This is a genomic window from Metabacillus sp. KUDC1714 (assembly GCF_014217835.1).
In the GTDB taxonomy this organism is placed as follows: domain Bacteria; phylum Bacillota; class Bacilli; order Bacillales; family Bacillaceae; genus Metabacillus; species Metabacillus rhizosphaerae.
This window is the reverse complement of the sequence record NZ_CP055263.1, coordinates 5,033,678-5,052,518: the sequence shown is the minus strand read 5'-3', so window position 1 is coordinate 5,052,518 and position 18,841 is coordinate 5,033,678. Positions and strand designations below refer to the sequence as shown.

At 36.9% G+C, this 18,841-nt stretch carries 10 protein-coding genes and 1 pseudogene; 10 read left to right on the top strand and 1 reads right to left on the bottom strand.

The genetic code is table 11. The annotated features are described in order from the left end of the window. Window positions 1-29: 29 nt before the first annotated feature. Window positions 30-1,069, top strand: a pseudogene (locus HUW50_RS27260) (glycoside hydrolase family 125 protein). Here the strand turns inward: HUW50_RS27260 and HUW50_RS23235 are convergent. Further along, window positions 979-1,776, bottom strand: a complete 798-nt coding sequence (locus HUW50_RS23235; protein WP_066338964.1) for a GxGYxYP domain-containing protein — start codon at window positions 1,774-1,776, stop codon at window positions 979-981. The pseudogene HUW50_RS27260 and the gene HUW50_RS23235 sit on opposite strands and share 91 nt — an antisense overlap. Before the next feature lie 623 nt (window positions 1,777-2,399). Here HUW50_RS23235 and HUW50_RS23230 point away from each other — a divergent pair. From HUW50_RS23230 to HUW50_RS23190, 9 genes are all read left to right on the top strand, one after another. Continuing rightward, window positions 2,400-3,575 carry a GntR family transcriptional regulator gene (locus HUW50_RS23230; protein WP_066338959.1) on the top strand — a complete coding sequence of 392 codons (1,176 nt, stop codon included), beginning with the start codon at window positions 2,400-2,402 and terminating at the stop codon, window positions 3,573-3,575. Window positions 3,576-4,280: 705 nt separating this feature from the next. Beyond that, on the top strand, window positions 4,281-6,338 hold the full coding sequence (locus HUW50_RS23225) for a GxGYxYP domain-containing protein (RefSeq protein ID WP_066338956.1): 2,058 nt from the start codon (window positions 4,281-4,283) through the stop codon (window positions 6,336-6,338). 151 nt (window positions 6,339-6,489) lie between these two features. Further along, window positions 6,490-8,667 carry a hypothetical protein gene (locus HUW50_RS23220; protein ID WP_185653387.1) on the top strand — a complete coding sequence of 726 codons (2,178 nt, stop codon included), beginning with the start codon at window positions 6,490-6,492 and terminating at the stop codon, window positions 8,665-8,667. A 72-nt stretch (window positions 8,668-8,739) separates the two neighbouring features. Then, complete coding sequence (locus tag HUW50_RS23215) at window positions 8,740-9,702, top strand: ABC transporter permease (RefSeq protein ID WP_066338950.1); 963 nt, start codon at window positions 8,740-8,742, stop codon at window positions 9,700-9,702. A 16-nt stretch (window positions 9,703-9,718) separates the two neighbouring features. After that, the gene (locus HUW50_RS23210; protein ID WP_066338948.1) at window positions 9,719-10,615 is read left to right on the top strand and encodes a carbohydrate ABC transporter permease; all 897 of its coding nucleotides are present in this window, start codon (window positions 9,719-9,721) and stop codon (window positions 10,613-10,615) included. 60 nt (window positions 10,616-10,675) lie between these two features. Further along, the gene (locus HUW50_RS23205) at window positions 10,676-12,331 is read left to right on the top strand and encodes an extracellular solute-binding protein (RefSeq protein ID WP_066338945.1); all 1,656 of its coding nucleotides are present in this window, start codon (window positions 10,676-10,678) and stop codon (window positions 12,329-12,331) included. 103 nt (window positions 12,332-12,434) lie between these two features. Beyond that, window positions 12,435-14,480 (top strand): glutaminase family protein, encoded by a 2,046-nt coding sequence (locus HUW50_RS23200; RefSeq protein WP_185653386.1) that lies wholly within the window; start codon window positions 12,435-12,437, stop codon window positions 14,478-14,480. Window positions 14,481-14,576: 96 nt separating this feature from the next. Continuing rightward, complete coding sequence (locus HUW50_RS23195; RefSeq protein WP_185653385.1) at window positions 14,577-18,428, top strand: GH92 family glycosyl hydrolase; 3,852 nt, start codon at window positions 14,577-14,579, stop codon at window positions 18,426-18,428. 209 nt (window positions 18,429-18,637) lie between these two features. After that, window positions 18,638-18,838, top strand: coding sequence for a hypothetical protein (locus tag HUW50_RS23190; RefSeq protein ID WP_066338928.1), 201 nt, complete (start codon window positions 18,638-18,640; stop codon window positions 18,836-18,838). Window positions 18,839-18,841: the final 3 nt, after the last annotated feature.

Sequence of the window (18,841 nt, the reverse complement as noted above, 5' to 3'; positions counted from 1 at the left end):
TAAAATTAATTTACAGAGGAGAAATATGAATGCAACTAATGACAAACTACGTACCTAAATCTTTAATGAAAATAATAGAGGATGTAGAAACTTTTTTTTCTGGAAATGATAAAGTACACCAATTGTTTAAGAACTGCTTTATGAATACCTATCAGACCACATTAACGGAAAAACAGGATGATACAACGTTTGTGGTAACAGGTGATATTCCAGCGATGTGACTAAGGGATTCTGCTTCTCAAGTCCGCCCCTATTTAATGGTAGCTTCTGAAGATCAACAAATTGCGAGTATGATTAAAGGCGTGCTACGGAGACAATTTGATTATATTTTAAAAGATCCGTATGCAAATACATTTAATGAAACAGCAAATGGAAGTGGATATCAAGATGATGAGACAGATATGTCTCCAATAGTATGGGAAAGGAAGTATGAAATAGATTCCTTATGTTTTCCAATCCAACTAGCATACTTCTATTGGAAAGAAACAAATGATCTTTCAATATTTGATAACACTTTCTTTAATGTGGTGAGGACAATCCTGAAAACTTGGAAGGTAGAACAAAACCATGATGAACAATCGTCATACAGATTTCATCGTAAAAATGTAAGTTTAATAGATACTCTACCCAATGATGGAAAAGGTTCTGAAACTGCTTGGACGGGGATGACTTGGACTAGATTTCGCCAAGTGATGATGCTTGTCTGTTTGGTTATCACATTCCCTCGAATATGTTTGCTGTTGTTGTATTAGAATATGCAAAAGAGATAAGTGAGATAATTGGAGAACAAGAATTGTGTAAAGAATGTGATAAATTTGCTATCGAGATTAGAAATGGTATTGAAAAATATGGAACGATCAATCATCCTTTATATGGAAGGGTTTATGTTTATGAAACAGACGGTAAAGGTAACTATGTAATTATGGATGATGCGAATGTACCTAGCTTGCTGTCTATCCCTTATCTGGGTTATTGCAACTATACGCACGAAACATATCTTAATAGAAGAAAATTAATTTTGAGCAGGGAAAATCGTATTATTATGAAGGGAAGGAAGCTTGTGGTATAGGAAGTCCCCACCTTCACGACCACTTCGTGAACAGCTGGTCCCCAGCCATCTTGAGTAAATGCATCGTTGAAGCGAAGATACACGGCCTCATTTCCCAAATAAGAAGACAAATCGAATTCATGCGTTTTCCGATTACTGTCATCCCGCACTTGTTCCTTCTCGATCGCTAAAGTTTGAAACGATTCGTAATTGTCTGGTGGGATCGGGATTGATGTGTTTGGACTCAACCCGACTAACATTCTCTTAGTTGTTTTGTTCCAAAGGTTCTCATACTGCCATGTATACGCTTCCAATCGATTCTTAAATTTGCTTTGGAAATCTTCGATCACCTCGAGGTTATATGGTTCAGCGGTCAATTGCTTCGCCAGTTCAGGACCTGCGACAACGGCATTTTCTAGTCCAGCTAGAGTAGTAGCAACGTTGATCGAGTCAGGAATTTCTGGATCGTAGACAATTATACCTTCAATTTCGTTCGCATAAGCCTTGAAGACATCCATAGCATCGTCATGAAGCTTATAAGGAACCTTCAGATTGTTAAGCCAAGGATCAACTTTATTCTGTTGTACATAAATCCGCGGCTTCTCACGATTGACAATTCCTTCAAGAGTGGTTAGAAGCAGCTTGATGTCTCCGGGTTTGTCATGAACATTGGCAACATCTAATACTTCACATTTGCAAAGGTGGGGAGTTCCTGATGCATTGGCCATATAATTGAGCCATTGTTAGGTTTAGAGTCTGCAGAAGCGGATACTCCAAACGATAATGAAAGTGTGCATATCAGAACTAGACTTAAGATAATAAGCTTTCGAATCACGATTTTTCACATCTCCTTATGATATGTTGTGGTAGAAAAGCTGACACCTTCCTTATTCACCTCCTACATCTCCCATAGCGCAGTTATTCTATAAAGCAATTACATAATACCATATTAAATATATTTATATATACATATATATAAATATATTGATTGTTTTGACAAACGTTATCAAAAAATATTTTTCTGTCATTGATTTAGATTGAAAGGGGTGTCGAAATCGCGCTATTTCTCATTCTTTGTGCTACCTGATCATTGGTATATCCTTTATTTGCAATTTATAATGGGTAAGCTTTTGTGACAAAGGGTGTTTTATAGTTAAAAAATATTAAATATATAGGGTGGTGTTGGGGATAAGTTTAGACCAACTGGGTGGAGATACACCAGATGTTTCGTATATAGCCTTCCTTTTCAAACAAAAACTAATAATTCAATGTAAAATTAGGGATTTCTTGAAATAAAAAACATAATTGATATAATGATATAAAGACTCGAGTAGGATAGGAGTTATACTAAATGCAAAATAATTCAAGAACACCACTATATTTGCAAATTCAAGAGTATTATAAAAACCAAATTTCTTCAAAAAAGTTGTCGGAACACGAAAAAATTCCACCAGAACGTGAGATAATGGAGAAATTTAATGTCAGTCGGATTACTGTTGCAAATGCATTAGCCGAATTGGCAAAGGAAGGTTGGATTTATCGTATTCCAGGAAAAGGGAGCTTTGTCCAGGAAGGGATACTTAGTTTAACTAATGAAAGCACTACTAGTGATTTGGAGGGTAATACTTTGCTAAATGTTTCACCCCAGATTCCAATCGGTCGCAAAATGATTGGGCTAATCATGCCTAGTGTTGAGGACTTTTTTGCTATACGCTTAATAAGTGGCATAAATAAGGTTTTGAATCAAACGGATTATTATCTTGTGATCATGTTGAGTCATAACTCAAAAGAAACCGAGCGAGAGGCTATAAGGGAACTACTTCGTATGCAAGTGGTTGGTTTGTTTATTTTCCCTATTGACGCAGAAACATACAATGATGATATTTTAGAGTTGAAGGTTCGTCACTTTCCATTCGTGCTGATAGATCGCTATTTACCGGGAGTGGAAACGAATTATGTTAATTCTGATAATGTATATGGCGCTAAACTTGCAGTTTCTCACTTATGGGAACTGGGACATCGAGATATTGCAATTTGTTCAGATTCTGCACTTCCAACCATTACAGTAGGTGACAGAATTAAAGGATATATGGATGTACTTAAAGAGAAGGGAGCTATGATTAATCCCTCCCTAATTCTCACTGATTTTAGAGTGGATTACGGAAACCTGGACGATGATCACCCATTGTATCGATTTATTGCGACTCGCTATGCCTCCGCTTATGTCACTTTGAATGCAAAGTTGGGTTTGCATATTTCGAGAGTGGCAAAGCGTATTGGGTTGGATGTTCCTGAAGATATTTCCATCCTTACTTTTGATGATCCATCGTCTGGATATGACGAATTTGGTGTTTACACTCACATATCCCAATCGGAACAGGAAATGGGTCAGGAGGCTGCGAAGGTGTTAGTCGAATTACTTGATGATCGAAAAAATAAAACATTCTTAGATTATAAAAAGATAAACCTTACTCCAAAATTAATTGTTAAGGAGACAACTGGGGTTTTTAATGAATTAAAAAAATAATGAAATATATGTAAAAATACCCGATAATATTGGGTATTTTTTTGTTTTTTTATTGAGGATCTCTCTAACTGTGGAAATATTTTTGACTTTATAGTAGACGACTAACATTCACATTAGAATTTCTTTCAATACTTTAAAATTTCAGTCTGTAAGTGATATTTCAATTATCGTTCCAGTAAAAGGAAAATATTTTAAAATGTTCTATTGACATAAATGAATTATTATATATAATAAATATATATTAAATGAATTATTAAATAATTCAGAATATATATTTCTAAGATTTTAAATTTCCTTTTTCCTACTAAGTATACCTTTCTAGAATAATCTCCTTCATTGTTATTGAATCCTACAAGCCTAAAGTTAATAGATTTCTAACTTTCTATATAACAAATGAGTCATATAATAAAAAGTCTCAATCTGCACTGATTTGTTTCTGTTAAGCAAAAGGTTGCAATAAATAACTAACAGGAAGTTTTAATCATGGAAATACATAATGCAAACAAATTTTAGAAAGCGCTACCATTTGATTTTTAAGGGATTAGATAAAGGAGGATAAGATTCATAAAATCACATATAATAGCTCGATTTAAGGAGGTGATTCATTTAAAGATACATATATTTCTAGATTGTTTTATTGCTAAACAGGATTGATGCTCGATTCGCCTTTTTAAGATTCAGTTATTTTTATAGGGGGAGGAAAATATGTTCCGAAAACTTTTATTGTTAGGATTGACAATGGTCTTAGTATTAACTTGTACTGCTGTCTACGCAAAAAAACCGAATTTAGAACCTGAGAAAAATGGAAAAATTCAATGGCCTGACAGTCAGGCTCTACCTACATTTGCTAAAGCGAAGCATCTTGATGTTATTGATTTAAGGGCAAATAGCGGGGATGAGAAGTTGTTGTTCACTACACTTCAAGGAAATGTGAATCGCGAAATACCGAGAATCTATTCCATCGAAGTAGACTATGAGGAAGGGAATTATACTTGGTTAAATGATTTGGACGTGCCTTATACAATGATTGAAGAACCATGGAATCTCCTAATGAAATATAAGAAAGAGATAGCAGGTATCATCATCTATGATCCTGAAGTGGAAGATTCAATCAATGTCGCAACAACAATGGCCGGCATAGAAAATGCAGTAGTTGCCAGTCCTGAACTCGCTGAGAAACTTACAAATGCACCTTACAATTTGAAAGTGATTGAAGACTTGCGCGGGCAATTCAAAGACGGATTGGATGCATATAAATGGCAATTTGAGAATCTCTGGTCAAAGACGACTCACCGTATGTTGGTTGGATTGAATCCAAGCAGAGGTGTGGCTTTGCCTGAAGACAATTGGGATGATTTTCAAACAATCATTCAGGAAGAAGAACAGATTAGGGATAGCGAAAATCGAGATGTATATGATCTGGATTTATCGAACTTCCTTGGAAAAGAAGCTGTCTACCTTCGTTTTCAGGACGCCTTTTCGAATGATGGCTGGGGCCCAGCAGTGCATGAGGTAACAGTTAAAGCAGATGGAAAAATCATTGCACAGTTTATACCTGGATCATCAGAAGAAGAGCCGTTTTTATATGATCGTAACCAGTCAAACTCAGATGAACGCTTTGATGGGCATAGATGGGCAGATGCTGGAAATTACTTTGTGTATAAATTTACCCCACCTGCAGGAACTCAAGATCTAGATGTTTCGGTGGATATGTGGAATCAATTCAAATTATCAGCATCAAATGTTCAGCCTCAATCGTCAGAAAAGACAGAACCTTATGGTTATTTGAGAGATTATGCTGTTGCTAACCGTGCAATGGTCTTCTGGCTTGAAACAAATGTTCCGGAAGAAAAAGAATTGTTTGAGAGAATCCTGTCAGATGTAGAACCAAATACACCTTACTTAGGTTGGTTTGGAAACGATGTTGCTGGAGAGTTTAGTTCAACTGAACTTACTTCAAAGCATAGTGTCTATGTAGTACCTGCCGATTGGTTCAACAATATGACCGTCTTCTCAGGCACAAAGAGAAATTTGAAAAAACAGAAGCCTTTACCTGCACCGGAACTTACTAATAAAATTTACGTTACCTTTACTCTTGGAGAAGGCGACAACTTGCAGTATAACCAACATAAATTAAGGCAACTTTGGGATGATGAAGCAAGAGGAAGTGTGCCAATAAACTGGTCAGCAAGTCCACTTTTATATGATGCAGCTCCTTCGATGCTAAGCCATTATCAACATACAGCAACCGAAAACGATCTCTTAATTGCAGGTCCATCGGGTGCAGGTTATATTTACCCAACACCTTGGCCTGATGACACTTTCGAAAAATATGCGAAGCAAACAAACAAGTACATGAAACGCACGGGCATGGACATTATATATGCACTTAACCGTGTTGATGAACAGAACGTACCGTTGTCTGAATCAGAAGCTCAGGATTATATCGATTATATCAATCCAAAAGGAATTTTCCTCAGTTGGGAAAATACCAGTGGAACATCCATATTAAATGGCAAACTCCCACAGTCGATTTTGCGAGGTGCTAGTAGTGTAGGAGAAGCAAAAGAAGCCATTGCAGAATTATCTGCAGAATGGGATGGAAAGTCACCATTATTCATCTCAATGGGAATGTTGTCTTGGTCAGTTACCCCTTCAGATATTGAGGAAATTGCCAATTCATTAGGTACGGAATATGAGGTTGTACGTGGAGATCAGTACTTTGAACTCGTTAAAGAAGCCAATGGGCTGTCTAGCAACTAAGATTTCCACTCTCTTTAATTAAAATGAAAATGATAAAACAGGTGAAATTCCTCTAAGAAGTGGTAAACAGATGGAGGTAGACCACTATTAGAGGTTCACCTGTCATACATAACACTAAATCGTATCTAAAAAATAGGAGGGATTAACACCTATGGTTATCAGGGATCGAAAAGAAGAGAGAATCGGTTTTCAGGAATCTGCATCTTTTAAGCCTTCTTTTGATTTACAAACTGATTTTGTAATGGTTTATGGAATAGATAAGACGATGACAAAACGAATAAAAGAGTGGAAAGAAAAAGGCTATGTCGTTCATTTAATGACTGGTGTTGCATGGGGAGAATACAAAGATTATTTGTATGGTAAATTCGACGGTCTAAAGCATTGGGATGAAGCTCAAAAAAATAAACAAGGATCATATATTCAACATGGGGAAGATGTTCCATATATGGTACCGACCATTGCTTATACGAATTTTTTGACAGAAAGAATTAGAGCTGCAGTAGATTCAGGTGTCGAAGCGATTCATCTAGAAGAACCTGAATTTTGGGTCGATGGAGGATATTCTAAAGCATTTAAAAGAGAATGGCAAATTTATTATAAGGAACCATGGAATCCGCCACATGAATCTGTAGATGCCCAATATCGTGCTTCACATCTTAAAGCGTATTTATATAAGCGTAGTTTAGATCGGTTATGCAGTGAGTTGAAAGAGTATGCGTTAGTTAAATATAACCGTTTTATACGATTTTATGTTCCTACTCATAGTCTTATAAATTATACACAATGGAGAATTGTAAGTCCTGAATCCATGCTAATTGATTTGCCGGCCATTGATGGTTACATTGCACAAATTTGGACTGGTACCTCACGGACTAAAAATGTGTATGAAGGTGTCCGAAAGGAACGAACTTTTGAAACCGCCTTCTTAGAATATGGGATGATGCAGGAGCTTGTAAGTGGGACAGATAGAAGAATGTGGTTTTTACATGATCCTATCGAAGATAATCCAAGATATACGTGGTCTGATTATCGAAAAAACTACTTTAAAACAGTGGTAGCTTCACTTTTACATCCAGATATTTCGCATTATGAAATTTCTCCATGGCCTTGCCGGATTTTTGAAGGGAAATACCCTAATCAAGAAGGAACGGGTTTTGAAAAAATCCCTGAAGACTATGCAACGACCTTGCTGACGGTTATGCATACATTAGGGAACATGAATCAACAGGACATTCATGTTCACGGAATGTCTGAAAAAATCGGAGTTCTTTTATCTGATTCGATGATGTACCAAAGAAAGATTATTTCTAATGAAGAAAATGATTCCGATTCTCGTTATGATGGAACCGATGCGGATTCAGTCCAAAAAGAACAAGATATAGAACTATTAAATTTTTCTTCCTTTTATGGATTGACACTTCCACTTTTAAAGAGAGGATTGTGGGTTAGACCAGTTCAGCTAGATAATATACGACGCTTTCCAAATTATTTAAAGGATTACCGCTTATTGATTTTAAGCTATGAATTTCTAAAGCCGGAATATCCTGATTTGCATAATGCACTTGCTCAATGGGTGAAAGAAGGTGGAGTACTAATCTATGTTGGTGATGACAGTGATCCATACCATAAAGTCAGAGAATGGTGGAATACAGGAAAACACCAATACCATTTTCCAAGAGAACATCTTTTTGAAAGCTTAGGAATAGCTAGTGGAATTGAACAGGGTATCTATCAAATCGAAAAAGGAGTCCTTGGTTATTTAAAGTTTTCTCCTGACGAATGTGCTAAATCTAAAATAAGTGCAGATTTGTTAAGGGATATGATTAATAGTAGCTTAGAAAACTATGATCAAGAAATTACTTTAGATGAGAAAAACTATTTTATGATGCAACGGGGTCCTTATCGAATTGCAGCTGTTTTAGATGAATCAATTAGCCAAGAACCGCTAGAAATAAAAGGGAACTTTGTCGATTTGTTTGATCCATCTTTAAAAGTTCTCCATCATATTCAGCTAAAGCCTGATGAAAATACGCTTTTGTATGATTTAGATTATAAACAGACAGTACAAGAAGTGAAGGTAATCGCGGCATCCTCAAGAATAGAGGAACTGAATCAAAATGAAAATGGCTTTGAAATGATTGTCAGAGGGCCAGAAAAGATGAAGGCAGTGGCTCGTCTATACTGTCTTAGAAAGCCGAATGAAGCAAAGCTTGTTATAGGAAATAAAAGTGAGGATATTAGTTGGGAATGGCATGAACAATCTCAAACGATTTTACTCAACTATATTCATAGTTCGACAGAGATAACGAAATTAGTTGTAAAGTGGTAGTCAATAAAACAGATGCCATGTAACAAAGCATCTACGTCTTCTTATGTCACATTCTTTAGGAGTGGAGGAAAAATGAAGAACCATATTGAATCAAAACTAGCTTCCCAGCAAGTATATGTAACGAAAAACAAGAAAAACATCTGGTTAAAAATATGGCAGCATAGAGTTTTCTATCTTTTTTTACTTCCAGGTATTGTTTGGTTCTTTATCTTTTCATATATTCCGATGTATGGAATAACAATCGCCTTTAAAGATTTTAACTTTGTAAAGGGAATCTTGGGAAGTCCATGGGCAGGTCTTAAATATTTTGAACAGTTTTTCAACTATTATCAAGCAGGAGAAATTATTCGTAACACAATAATCATAAGTTTAATGAAACTCATAATCGGATTTCCGATGCCTATTATATTAGCGCTTATGTTAAATGAAGTAAGAGTTGCAAAGTTTAAAAGAACTGTACAAACCATTTCGTATCTGCCTCATTTTATCTCTTGGGTTGTCGTTGTCACACTTATGCAACGGATATTAAGCCCATATGGAGGACCGATAAATGAATTGATTGCTGTACTAGGACTAGACAAAATTCAGTTTTTAGGCAATCTTAATTATTTTTATCAGCTTATAATTGGGTCTGATATATGGAAAGGTGTCGGTTGGGGAGCCATTATTTATTTAGCAGCAATTTCAGGAGTGGATCCTCAATTATATGAAGCAGCAAAAATGGATGGCGCAAACAGGTTCAGACAAATGTGGCATGTAACATTACCATCAATAAGTGGTGTGATGGTCATATTGTTTATTCTTGCATGTGGCGGTATTATGTCTGCAGGATATGAGCAATTACTACTTTTGAATACTCCTTCAACGGCCTCGATAGGGACTGTGTTAGATGTTTATGTGATCAAGGCTGGTTTGGAACAGGGTCGTTTTAGTTATGCAACAGCAGTAGGGTTATTCCAAGGAATCATTGGATTAATTCTTATTATTTCAGCTAATCGGATTAGCAAAAAAGTCAATGGGACATCCCTATGGTAAAGGAGTGGAGACTTAAATGAGTGGGAGAAAGTGGTCGATATTTTCTATCATTAATTATGCATTATTAGCACTTTTTGCTTTTAGTACTCTTTACCCCTTTATCTATATTTTAGCTTATTCACTTAGTGATGGGGTGGCGGCAATGAAGTACCCTATTTATTTTCTTCCGAAAGGGTTTACATTTGAAAACTATATTCAGATATTTCAAGATACTAAGTTTCTCGAAGCCTATAAAATTACTATTTTTCGTACAGTGATTGGAACGGCCTTACATGTGTTTTTAAGTGCATTATTTGCTTATGCTTTAACGAAAAAAACACTACCAGGAAGAACTTTCTTTACCTTTTTCATCTTTATACCAACCCTGTTTGGCGGAGGAATGATACCTACATTTGTTTTGTTTAGAGAATTGGGATTAATCAACTCATTTTGGGTTTATGTTATTCCATTTTTATATAATTTTTTCAATATTATTGTGCTTCGAACCTTTTTTCAGCAACTGCCTAATTCATTAGAAGAGTCAGCGAAGATAGATGGTTGTGGGGATTTTAAAGTTTTTATGAAGATTATTTTGCCATTATCTACACCTGTACTTGCCACAATTGGACTATTTATAGGTGTATTTCACTGGAATGATTGGTTTACAGGAACCTACTTTGTTACAAATAAAGATTTATTGCCTGTGCAGACCTTACTTAATGATCTTTTGAGTCAATCAATAGCACAAGCTGATGCAGCAAAGAATGCTTCACAAACAGGAACTTCGATCGGACTACAATCAGTAGCGCAAACTACGCCAGAATCATTGCGTATGGCAACTTTAATGGTGGCGACTTTACCAATTTTATGTGTCTATCCATTTATGCAAAAATACTTTGTCAAGGGCGTCATGATTGGTTCAGTAAAGGGATAGGTCTTCTCAATAGAGGAGTTTATTATATGAAAGAAAATATATCATTCTAGGGGGAGTAAGATGAAAAAGAAATTTAGGCTATTAATGACTTTGTTGTTAGTTTTGTTGCTCGCAATTTTAGCTGCTTGTCAGGAAAAGAGTGAGGAAACGAGTACTGATGGTAAGGAGGGACCTATTACAGTAAAGGTTTTGCATAACTGGGCTGGTTCAGATGGAAATGAACCTAAAGATGCTGAAAATAATCCTGTTGCCAAAAAGATTTTGGAAGAAACAGGAGTGAAAATGGAATTTGACTATCCAAAAGGATTAAGTGAAGTAGAAAAAATCACTCAAGTTTTTGCTACCGGAGAATTTCCAGACTTGTATACAGGTCCTGCTTGGGGAAAAGAAAGTGAAACATTGTTAAAGGCAGCGAACGAAGGGCAGCTTCATGATTTAACTGAGTATATTGAAAAATATCCAAATCTTGCTGAACTAGTAAAGAAGGAAAATATGTCAACTTCTTTATACGATAGTATTATTAGTCAACAACAGGGCGGTCAATTTATGCTGCATGCTAGTTTTCCAGCTACATCTGAAGATGTCATTAACTGGTTATATGGATTATATGTTAATAAAGACATCGCAGAAAAAGTAGGGATTGATCCACAATCTGTACGTACACCGGAGGATCTTTACAAATTTCTGCAAGCTGTAAAAGATGAGAATCTAGAGGTTAATGGTAAACCAGTTTTTCCTTTGGGAGCTGGGGGAACTGGTTGGCCTTTAGACATTATGTCTGAGATGTTTGTACCAGTTGCAGGATCTTCTAGTTGGATGATTGATGAAGATGGCAATGCTGAATTGAACTTTTTAACAAAAGAATATGAAGATTATATTTTATACATGCAAAAACTACGTAATGATGGATTACTTGATCCAGAGGCATATACACAAACCGGCGCTATTGCGGAGGAAAAGTTTACTCAAGGGCGTTATGCAGTAGTTCCAAATCAGTTCCCTGGATTATGGTCTGGATTAGTAAAAGCAGGACTTCAAGATAAGTTTGTTCCATTAGGGCCATTAAATGATTTCAACGGGGATCCTTATCGAACAGAAGTGAATGTAACTGGTTCTCAACTCATTGCTGTTCCAAATACGGTTTCCAAGGATAAATTAGATGAAATCATGAAGATGTTAGATTATTTGGCATCTGATGAAGGGTTCCTTTTAACAAACTATGGTATCGAGGGCGTTCATTACGATATGGTTGATGGCAAAGTTCAAGCGAAAAAAGAATGGGTTGATAAATTAAAAGAGGACCCTAAAGCATTGCATAATGAAGGAATCGGTTCTTCTTACGGTACATTAGCAGGATTATATCGTGCAGTTTCATTAGCAGGTGGTGCGTTTGGATATCAATATGATGAAAGATATAAAGTAGAAGAAGAATTCAAGAAAATTATGTCCCCAGAAGGGATTAAGCCAATTGAAGGAAAAGATCCTTATAATGTGTTTAAGGGACATGAAAATTATGAGCAAATCCAGCCTGTTTTTGATACGTTAGGGGATGTAGTCCTACAAGCCATTCATTCAAAATCAGAAGAAGAAGCTCTAAAATTAATTAAGGAATCACAAGAAGCGTTAAAAAATGTAGGAATTAAAGACGTCGATGATGAGTTATCAAAACAAGCAAAAGAAGGAACAGATTTCATGAGATACCGGACATCAAACTAATTGATATCAATACCGTACTATACAGGCATAAAGGAGAGCAGTACGCTCTCCTTCTCACTTATGTGAATAGAACAATAAATTAGATAATAGGAGATGTGTTACTATGAAAAAAACATTTAGACCCCCTTCCGTTCCACTAGTTACGGTTGATCCATATTTCAGTGTCTGGTCAGCAGAAGATCATCTTTATGATGATCATACGGTGCATTGGACAAACAAACGTAACAGCATGGTTGGTTTGATTATGGTAGATGGTAAGCCTAGAAGATTCATGGGTAAAGTAGAGATGGCTTCTGATGCAGAATATAAAGAACCAGATATCTTGATTCAAAAAAGTTTAAAAGTTGATCCTTTAACTAGCTCATATTTATTTGAGGGTGACGGTATCGAGCTTGAAGTTAGTTTTACTACACCGCTGCTTCTTGATGATTTAGATTTATTGACAAGACCTGCTTCATACGTAACTTTCAGTGTTCGTTCTATAGACGGCAAGTCCCATGATGTCAAAATTTATTTTGATGTATCTGGCGAATTGTGTGTGAACACACCGAATCAAAAAATAGTTTGGTCTAGAAAAATGATTAATGACAATATCGTAGCTATGCGCATGGGTACTGAAGAACAGCCAATTCTAAAACGTATAGGAGATGATACGAGGATTGATTGGGGGTACTGTTATCTAGCGGCACCTCAAACAACCTCTCTAAAAACGGTTATACAATCATACAATGGTAGGAAACAATTTGTGGAATCCGGACAATTGCTAATGGAAGACGATGAACAGCAGCCAAGGCCGGTAATAGTCGATACTCCAGTAATGGCAGCTGTATTAGATATTGGTGAGGTTCAAGAGTGTCAATCTTCACACTATTTGCTTTTAGCGTACGATGATATTCATTCAATCGAATATTTTGGGAAACATTTGGGTGCCTATTGGCGTAGGAACGGTTTAACGTTCGAAGAAATGCTTGTCTTGGCAGTGGAGCAATATGAGGATATCCAAAATAGGTGTGAAGAATTTAACCATAAGCTGATCAATGACAGTAAAAGTGCGGGTGGTGAAAAATATAAGGATATGCTGTCACTTGCTTACAGGCAGGCGATTGCAGCACATAAGTTGGTTGTTGATGAAAAAGGAGAAGTTTTATTTTTATCAAAAGAAAACTTCAGCAATGGCTGCGTTGCCACTGTTGATGTCAGTTATCCATCTATCCCACTTTTTTTACGCTACAATCCGGAGCTTGTCAAAGGCATGATAAGGCCTATATATCGATATGCTAGTAGCAAAGAGTGGAATTTTAATTTTGCCCCGCATGATGTGGGTTGTTATCCGAAAGCAAACGGCCAAGTTTACGGTGAAAATAAATTAGAATACCAGATGCCAATCGAAGAATGTGGGAACATGTTGATTATGGCCGCTTCAATTTGTAAATATGAAAAAAATGCAGGCTTTGCAAAAGAGAACTGGGCCCTTTTGACCGACTGGGCGAATTATTTAAAAGAAAACGGACTTGATCCAGATAACCAATTATGTACGGATGACTTTGCAGGGCATTTGGCTCATAATGCTAACCTTTCCATCAAAGCAATACTCGGCATCGGTGCCTATTCGCTTATGTGCAATATGCTTGATGAAAAGGATGGAGAAGTTTATTTTCAAATGGCAAAAGAGATGGCATCTCAATGGGTAAGAATGGCCGCAGTAGATGATCATTACAAACTTACTTTTGATAGTACACAAGAGACATGGAGTCTTAAATATAACTTGGTATGGGATCGAATTTTCGGACTAAACCTGTTTCCAGAAGAAATCGTAGAAAAAGAAATCCCTTTTTACATTTCAAAACAGAACAAATTCGGAACACCTCTCGATAACAGGAATACATATACGAAGTCTGATTGGCTTGTATGGTGTGCATCAATGGCAAAATCGAAGGAAGATTTTGAACAAATGATCACACCACTTTGGGAATTCTTGAATGAAACGCAAAGTCGAGTACCATTTACCGATTGGTATGACACGGTCACTGGCAAGCAGATAAACTTTCAGAATCGGTCGGTTGTAGGTGGCCTCTATATTAAATTATTGAATCAATCCGATGGCGTAGTAAGTAACGGAGACGTAAATTCAACCGTAAGATCAAGTTGAGGACTAGATATCTAATCCTTCATATTTATAAGGAACTACACCAAAACTTAATCAATAACATGATGAGGAAAAAATCCATTGAGGAGACAAGTGTACATGGGTGAAAATAATGTTACTCAACCAGTTGTTTGTCCAGTCTCTGCGAGAGAAGTTGAAATAATAGACTTCTTTACTTCGTTTGAGGAAGGGGACAAACAACCTACCTGGGAAAACACTGTTGAAACTGATAGTGAAGGAAAAAAAATGGCCTCAGGTATCAAAGGTATTCCATATGATTCAATACAAGGGAATATCACTCATTTAATAGAAGAAGTTTCTGCAAGTGCAGACAAGCCGCCAAATGAAGAAGCTAATAATTTGGTGGACCACAATAAGCAAACAAAATGGCTGGCATGTGAAATTTCTAATATGAATTCAGAAATAGGGGATGGCCCGAACAGTAGTTATACAGGAAAAGCCAATGCAGGATGGACAGGAGGAAAAGCTTTACGGTATTCTGGTAGGCATGTTCCAGAATACCGAGCTTACTCTTATAATAAAGTATTTGACGTAAAGATTGCAGTTACTTCCAAGTCAAAACTTTCCTATTATCTTCATCCGCAGTTTATGGATGAGGAACAAAGGGATTATTCTAGTACCTACGTATCTATCGATCTTGCATTTACTGATGGAACATATCTTAGTGAAATTGGGGCAAAGGACCAGCATGGTATTGAATTAAATCCCAAGGCACAAGGGGAATCTAATACTTTATATCCGAATCAATGGAACTATAAATCATCTGTTATAGGAAAAGTGGCCGAAGGAAAAACCATTGATCGAATTTTAGTGGCTTATGACAATCCAAAAGGTCCTGGGGTTTTTGAGGGTAGTATAGATGATATTAAAATTGAAGGGGATTCGAAAGAGGAAACATATGAAAGTCCTGTTGATTATGTGAATATTTTGAGAGGGACAAACTCAAATTCCACATTTTCTAGAGGAAACAATTTCCCGGCAGTGGCGGTTCCTCATGGGTTTAACTTCTGGACGCCAGTGACAGACGCTGGTTCTATTAGCTGGCTTTACACTTATCAACAAGCGAATAACTCGGAAAATTTACCAGAAATCCAGGCATTTTCTCTCAGTCATGAAACAAGCCCATGGATGGGAGATCGTCAGACATTCCAAGTAATGCCCTCGGCGTCAGAAAAACCTAGTGCTAACAGAAATGAACGAGCGCTTCCATTTAAACATGAAAATGAAATAGCAAAGCCGCATTATTATAGTGTTACATTTGAGAATGGTATTCAAACGGAAATGACGCCCACAAACCGTGCCGCAATGTTTAGGTTTACTTTTACTGATGGAAAATCAAATTTGATTTTTGACAATGTAAACAATAATGGTGGCTTGTCTTTATATCCAGACCAAAAGACAATCACTGGCTTTACAGATGTAAAAAGCAACCTTTCTGACGGTGCTACTAGGATGTTCGTTTATGCATCATTTGATAAGAAAGTAACTGACAGCGGGAAGTTATCTGGAGAGAACAGGGATCATGTTGCAGGCTATTTTAGTTTCAATACCTCGGGTGAGGACAAAACAGTCACAATGAAAATAGCTACGTCACTGATTAGCGTTAAGCAAGCAAAAAAGAATCTTGAACAGGATATTAAATTTGATTCTTCTTTTGAATGTTTGAAAGAAGATGCAAAAAAAGCATGGGAAGAAAAACTAAAAATACTTGAAGTGGAAGGAGCAAGTGAAGACGAACTTACCACTTTATATTCCAACATGTATCGGTTGTTCTTATATCCGAATATTGGGTATGAAAATTCGGGCACTGAAGAAAAACCTAACTATCAGTATGCTAGTCCATTTTTGGAACAAACGGAAGAAAACACACCCACTGAGACAGGTGCCAAAATTGTTGATGGTAAGTGTTTTGTCAATAATGGTTTCTGGGACACGTACAGAACGACCTGGCCAGCATACTCCTTGTTTACACCAACCATTGCCGGTGAGATGATCGATGGTTTTGTACAACATTACAAGGATGGCGGTTGGATATCGAGATGGTCTTCGCCTGGCTATGCTAATTTGATGGTTGGCACAAGTTCTGATGTTGCTTTTGCTGATGCTTATTTAAAAGGAGTAACAAATTTTGATGTGAAAGCATTTTATGAATCTGCTTTAAAGAATGCCTCCGTAGCTAGTGATAATGAGAGTGTGGGCAGAAAAGGGTTGTCCACGTCTATTTTTAATCGTTATACAAGCACTTCGACTGATGAAGGGTTGTCGTGGGCAATGGATGGTTACATCAATGACTTTGCTATTGCGAATATAGCAAAAGAGCTGGCAAAGCAGACAGATAATTCGAATCCAGATCATAAACAGTATTGTACGGCTGCCAATTATTATTTAGAGCGAGCGCAGAACTATGTGGAAATGTTTAATTCTAATGTAAATTTCTTTATGGGAAAAGAGCCGTCAGGTGAATGGAGAACCCCTGCTGATAACTTCAATCCTGAAGTTTGGGGCGGTGATTATACAGAAACAAATGCTTGGAATATGGCATTCCACGTACCACATGATGGTCAAGGGTTGGCAAATCTATATGGAGGTAGAGATGGATTGGCGGAAAAACTGGATGCATTTTTCTCCACTCCCGAGACAGCCTCTCACCCAGGGCATTATAGCGGTGTAATTCATGAAATGCTTGAAGCTAGGGATGTAAGGATGGGAATGTACGGGCATAGTAATCAACCTTCCCATCATATTCCTTACATGTATAACTATGCTGGACAACCAGCGAAAACGCAGGAAAAAGTTCGTGAAGTATTATCACGACTTTATCTTGGAAGTGAAATTGGCCAGGGGTATCCAGGTGATGAAGATAACGGAGAGATGTCTGCATGGTATTTGTTCAGTGCTGCAGGATTTTATCCGTTGCAAATGGGCACACCTGAATATGCAATTGGAGCACCTTATTTTAAGAAAATGACGATCACCCTTGAAAATGGGGAGAAAATAATCATCGAAGCTCCAAATGTCAGCAATGAAAATAAATACGTACAAAACCTAAAAGTAAACGATAAAAATCATGATAAGTTAACGATAGCCCATGAAACGCTGAGTAAAGGAGCCACATTGGAGTTTGAAATGGGAAGCGAGCCGTCAAAATGGGGAATAGGTGTAGACGCCTTACCTAAGTCGATCACTGATACAGCAACAAACGGTACTTCCTTGCCACCTACTACAATGTTTGATTTAACAGATCATAATGAAGGGACATCTCTTCATTCCGATGAAGGTGATGCAGAAAGGCTATTTGACAATACCTCTCAAACTAAATTGTCAATAGTAAATAATAATCCGTGGGTACAATATCGTTTCGAGAATGGACCCGAGGAAGTGTTGATGTACACGATTACTTCTGGAGAGGATAAAAAACAGGATCCAAAAAGCTGGATATTAATTGGCTCCAAAGATGGTGAAAATTGGCATATTCTAGATAAAAGAGAACATGAAAGTTTCCAATGGCGTAATTTCACCAAACCATTCAAAATTGAGAACCCTGGTGCCTATTCCTACTATAGACTTGAGGTAAAAGAAAACGGTGGAGCCACCTCTACTACTATGTCTCAAATAGAATTACTTGGTTTTAATGATTTACAGGAAAAGTTTGATCAAGTAGAATCGGTTTTTAAAAGTTATGTTGAATCGGGAGAGATTGGTGAGGTTTTGAAAAAACAATTGGATGTCAACCTTTCTCAATCGCTAGAGCAGTATCAAAAAGGATATCACAAGCAATCAGTCAAGAAATTAGGAGACTTTTCAAAGGATATAAAAAAGAATGGCAGCATTTCTGAGAAAGCAAAAGAGCAATTAAATGCTGATATCCATACGCTGATTGAAGCTGTCACAAAAGTTATAAATGGTCATAATTCTGGTATAGGAAAATGAAAGTATGATGGAGAGGTTTTTTAAGTACTATCTTAGAGGTTTCTGGTTAGAGCTAACTTCTTTTAAAACTTGTTGAAGATGCTGACATTTCTATTCTAGTAGAAAATATCGGCTTGTTGGTTGGGTTTACGGAAATTGATTTTTCTTTCATGTGGAGCTAGTAGAGCCAAGGACAGTTGTGTTTACAAAAGGGAATAGAGGCTAACACAATGATACGAGGCTATTATGCTGGAATTAACGGTGATGGCAAAGTAACTCTTGACCAAATGAAAAACAACAAGTGGAAGGTCCTGAAAACATTGAAAGTGTTTGATCGTATCGATCCTAATAAGTTTTACCATCTGAAAGTCGTAACCAGCCAAAATACCATTAAGGTCTACGTAAACGATACTCGTACTCCAGTTATCTAATAT

Excerpts from the sequence above, each read along its gene's own strand:
- HUW50_RS23225 (WP_066338956.1), top strand. The coding sequence starts at position 4,281 with ATGTTCCGAAAACTTTTATTGTTAGGATTGACAATGGTCTTAGTATTA.
- HUW50_RS23200 (WP_185653386.1), top strand. The coding sequence starts at position 12,435 with ATGAAAAAAACATTTAGACCCCCTTCCGTTCCACTAGTTACGGTTGAT.
- HUW50_RS23190 (WP_066338928.1), top strand. The coding sequence starts at position 18,638 with ATGATACGAGGCTATTATGCTGGAATTAACGGTGATGGCAAAGTAACT.
- HUW50_RS23210 (WP_066338948.1), top strand. The coding sequence starts at position 9,719 with ATGAGTGGGAGAAAGTGGTCGATATTTTCTATCATTAATTATGCATTA.
- HUW50_RS23215 (WP_066338950.1), top strand. The coding sequence starts at position 8,740 with ATGAAGAACCATATTGAATCAAAACTAGCTTCCCAGCAAGTATATGTA.
- HUW50_RS23220 (WP_185653387.1), top strand. The coding sequence starts at position 6,490 with ATGGTTATCAGGGATCGAAAAGAAGAGAGAATCGGTTTTCAGGAATCT.
- HUW50_RS23230 (WP_066338959.1), top strand. The coding sequence starts at position 2,400 with ATGCAAAATAATTCAAGAACACCACTATATTTGCAAATTCAAGAGTAT.
- HUW50_RS23235 (WP_066338964.1), bottom strand. The coding sequence starts at position 1,776 with ATGGCCAATGCATCAGGAACTCCCCACCTTTGCAAATGTGAAGTATTA.
- HUW50_RS23195 (WP_185653385.1), top strand. The coding sequence starts at position 14,577 with ATGGGTGAAAATAATGTTACTCAACCAGTTGTTTGTCCAGTCTCTGCG.
- HUW50_RS23205 (WP_066338945.1), top strand. The coding sequence starts at position 10,676 with ATGAAAAAGAAATTTAGGCTATTAATGACTTTGTTGTTAGTTTTGTTG.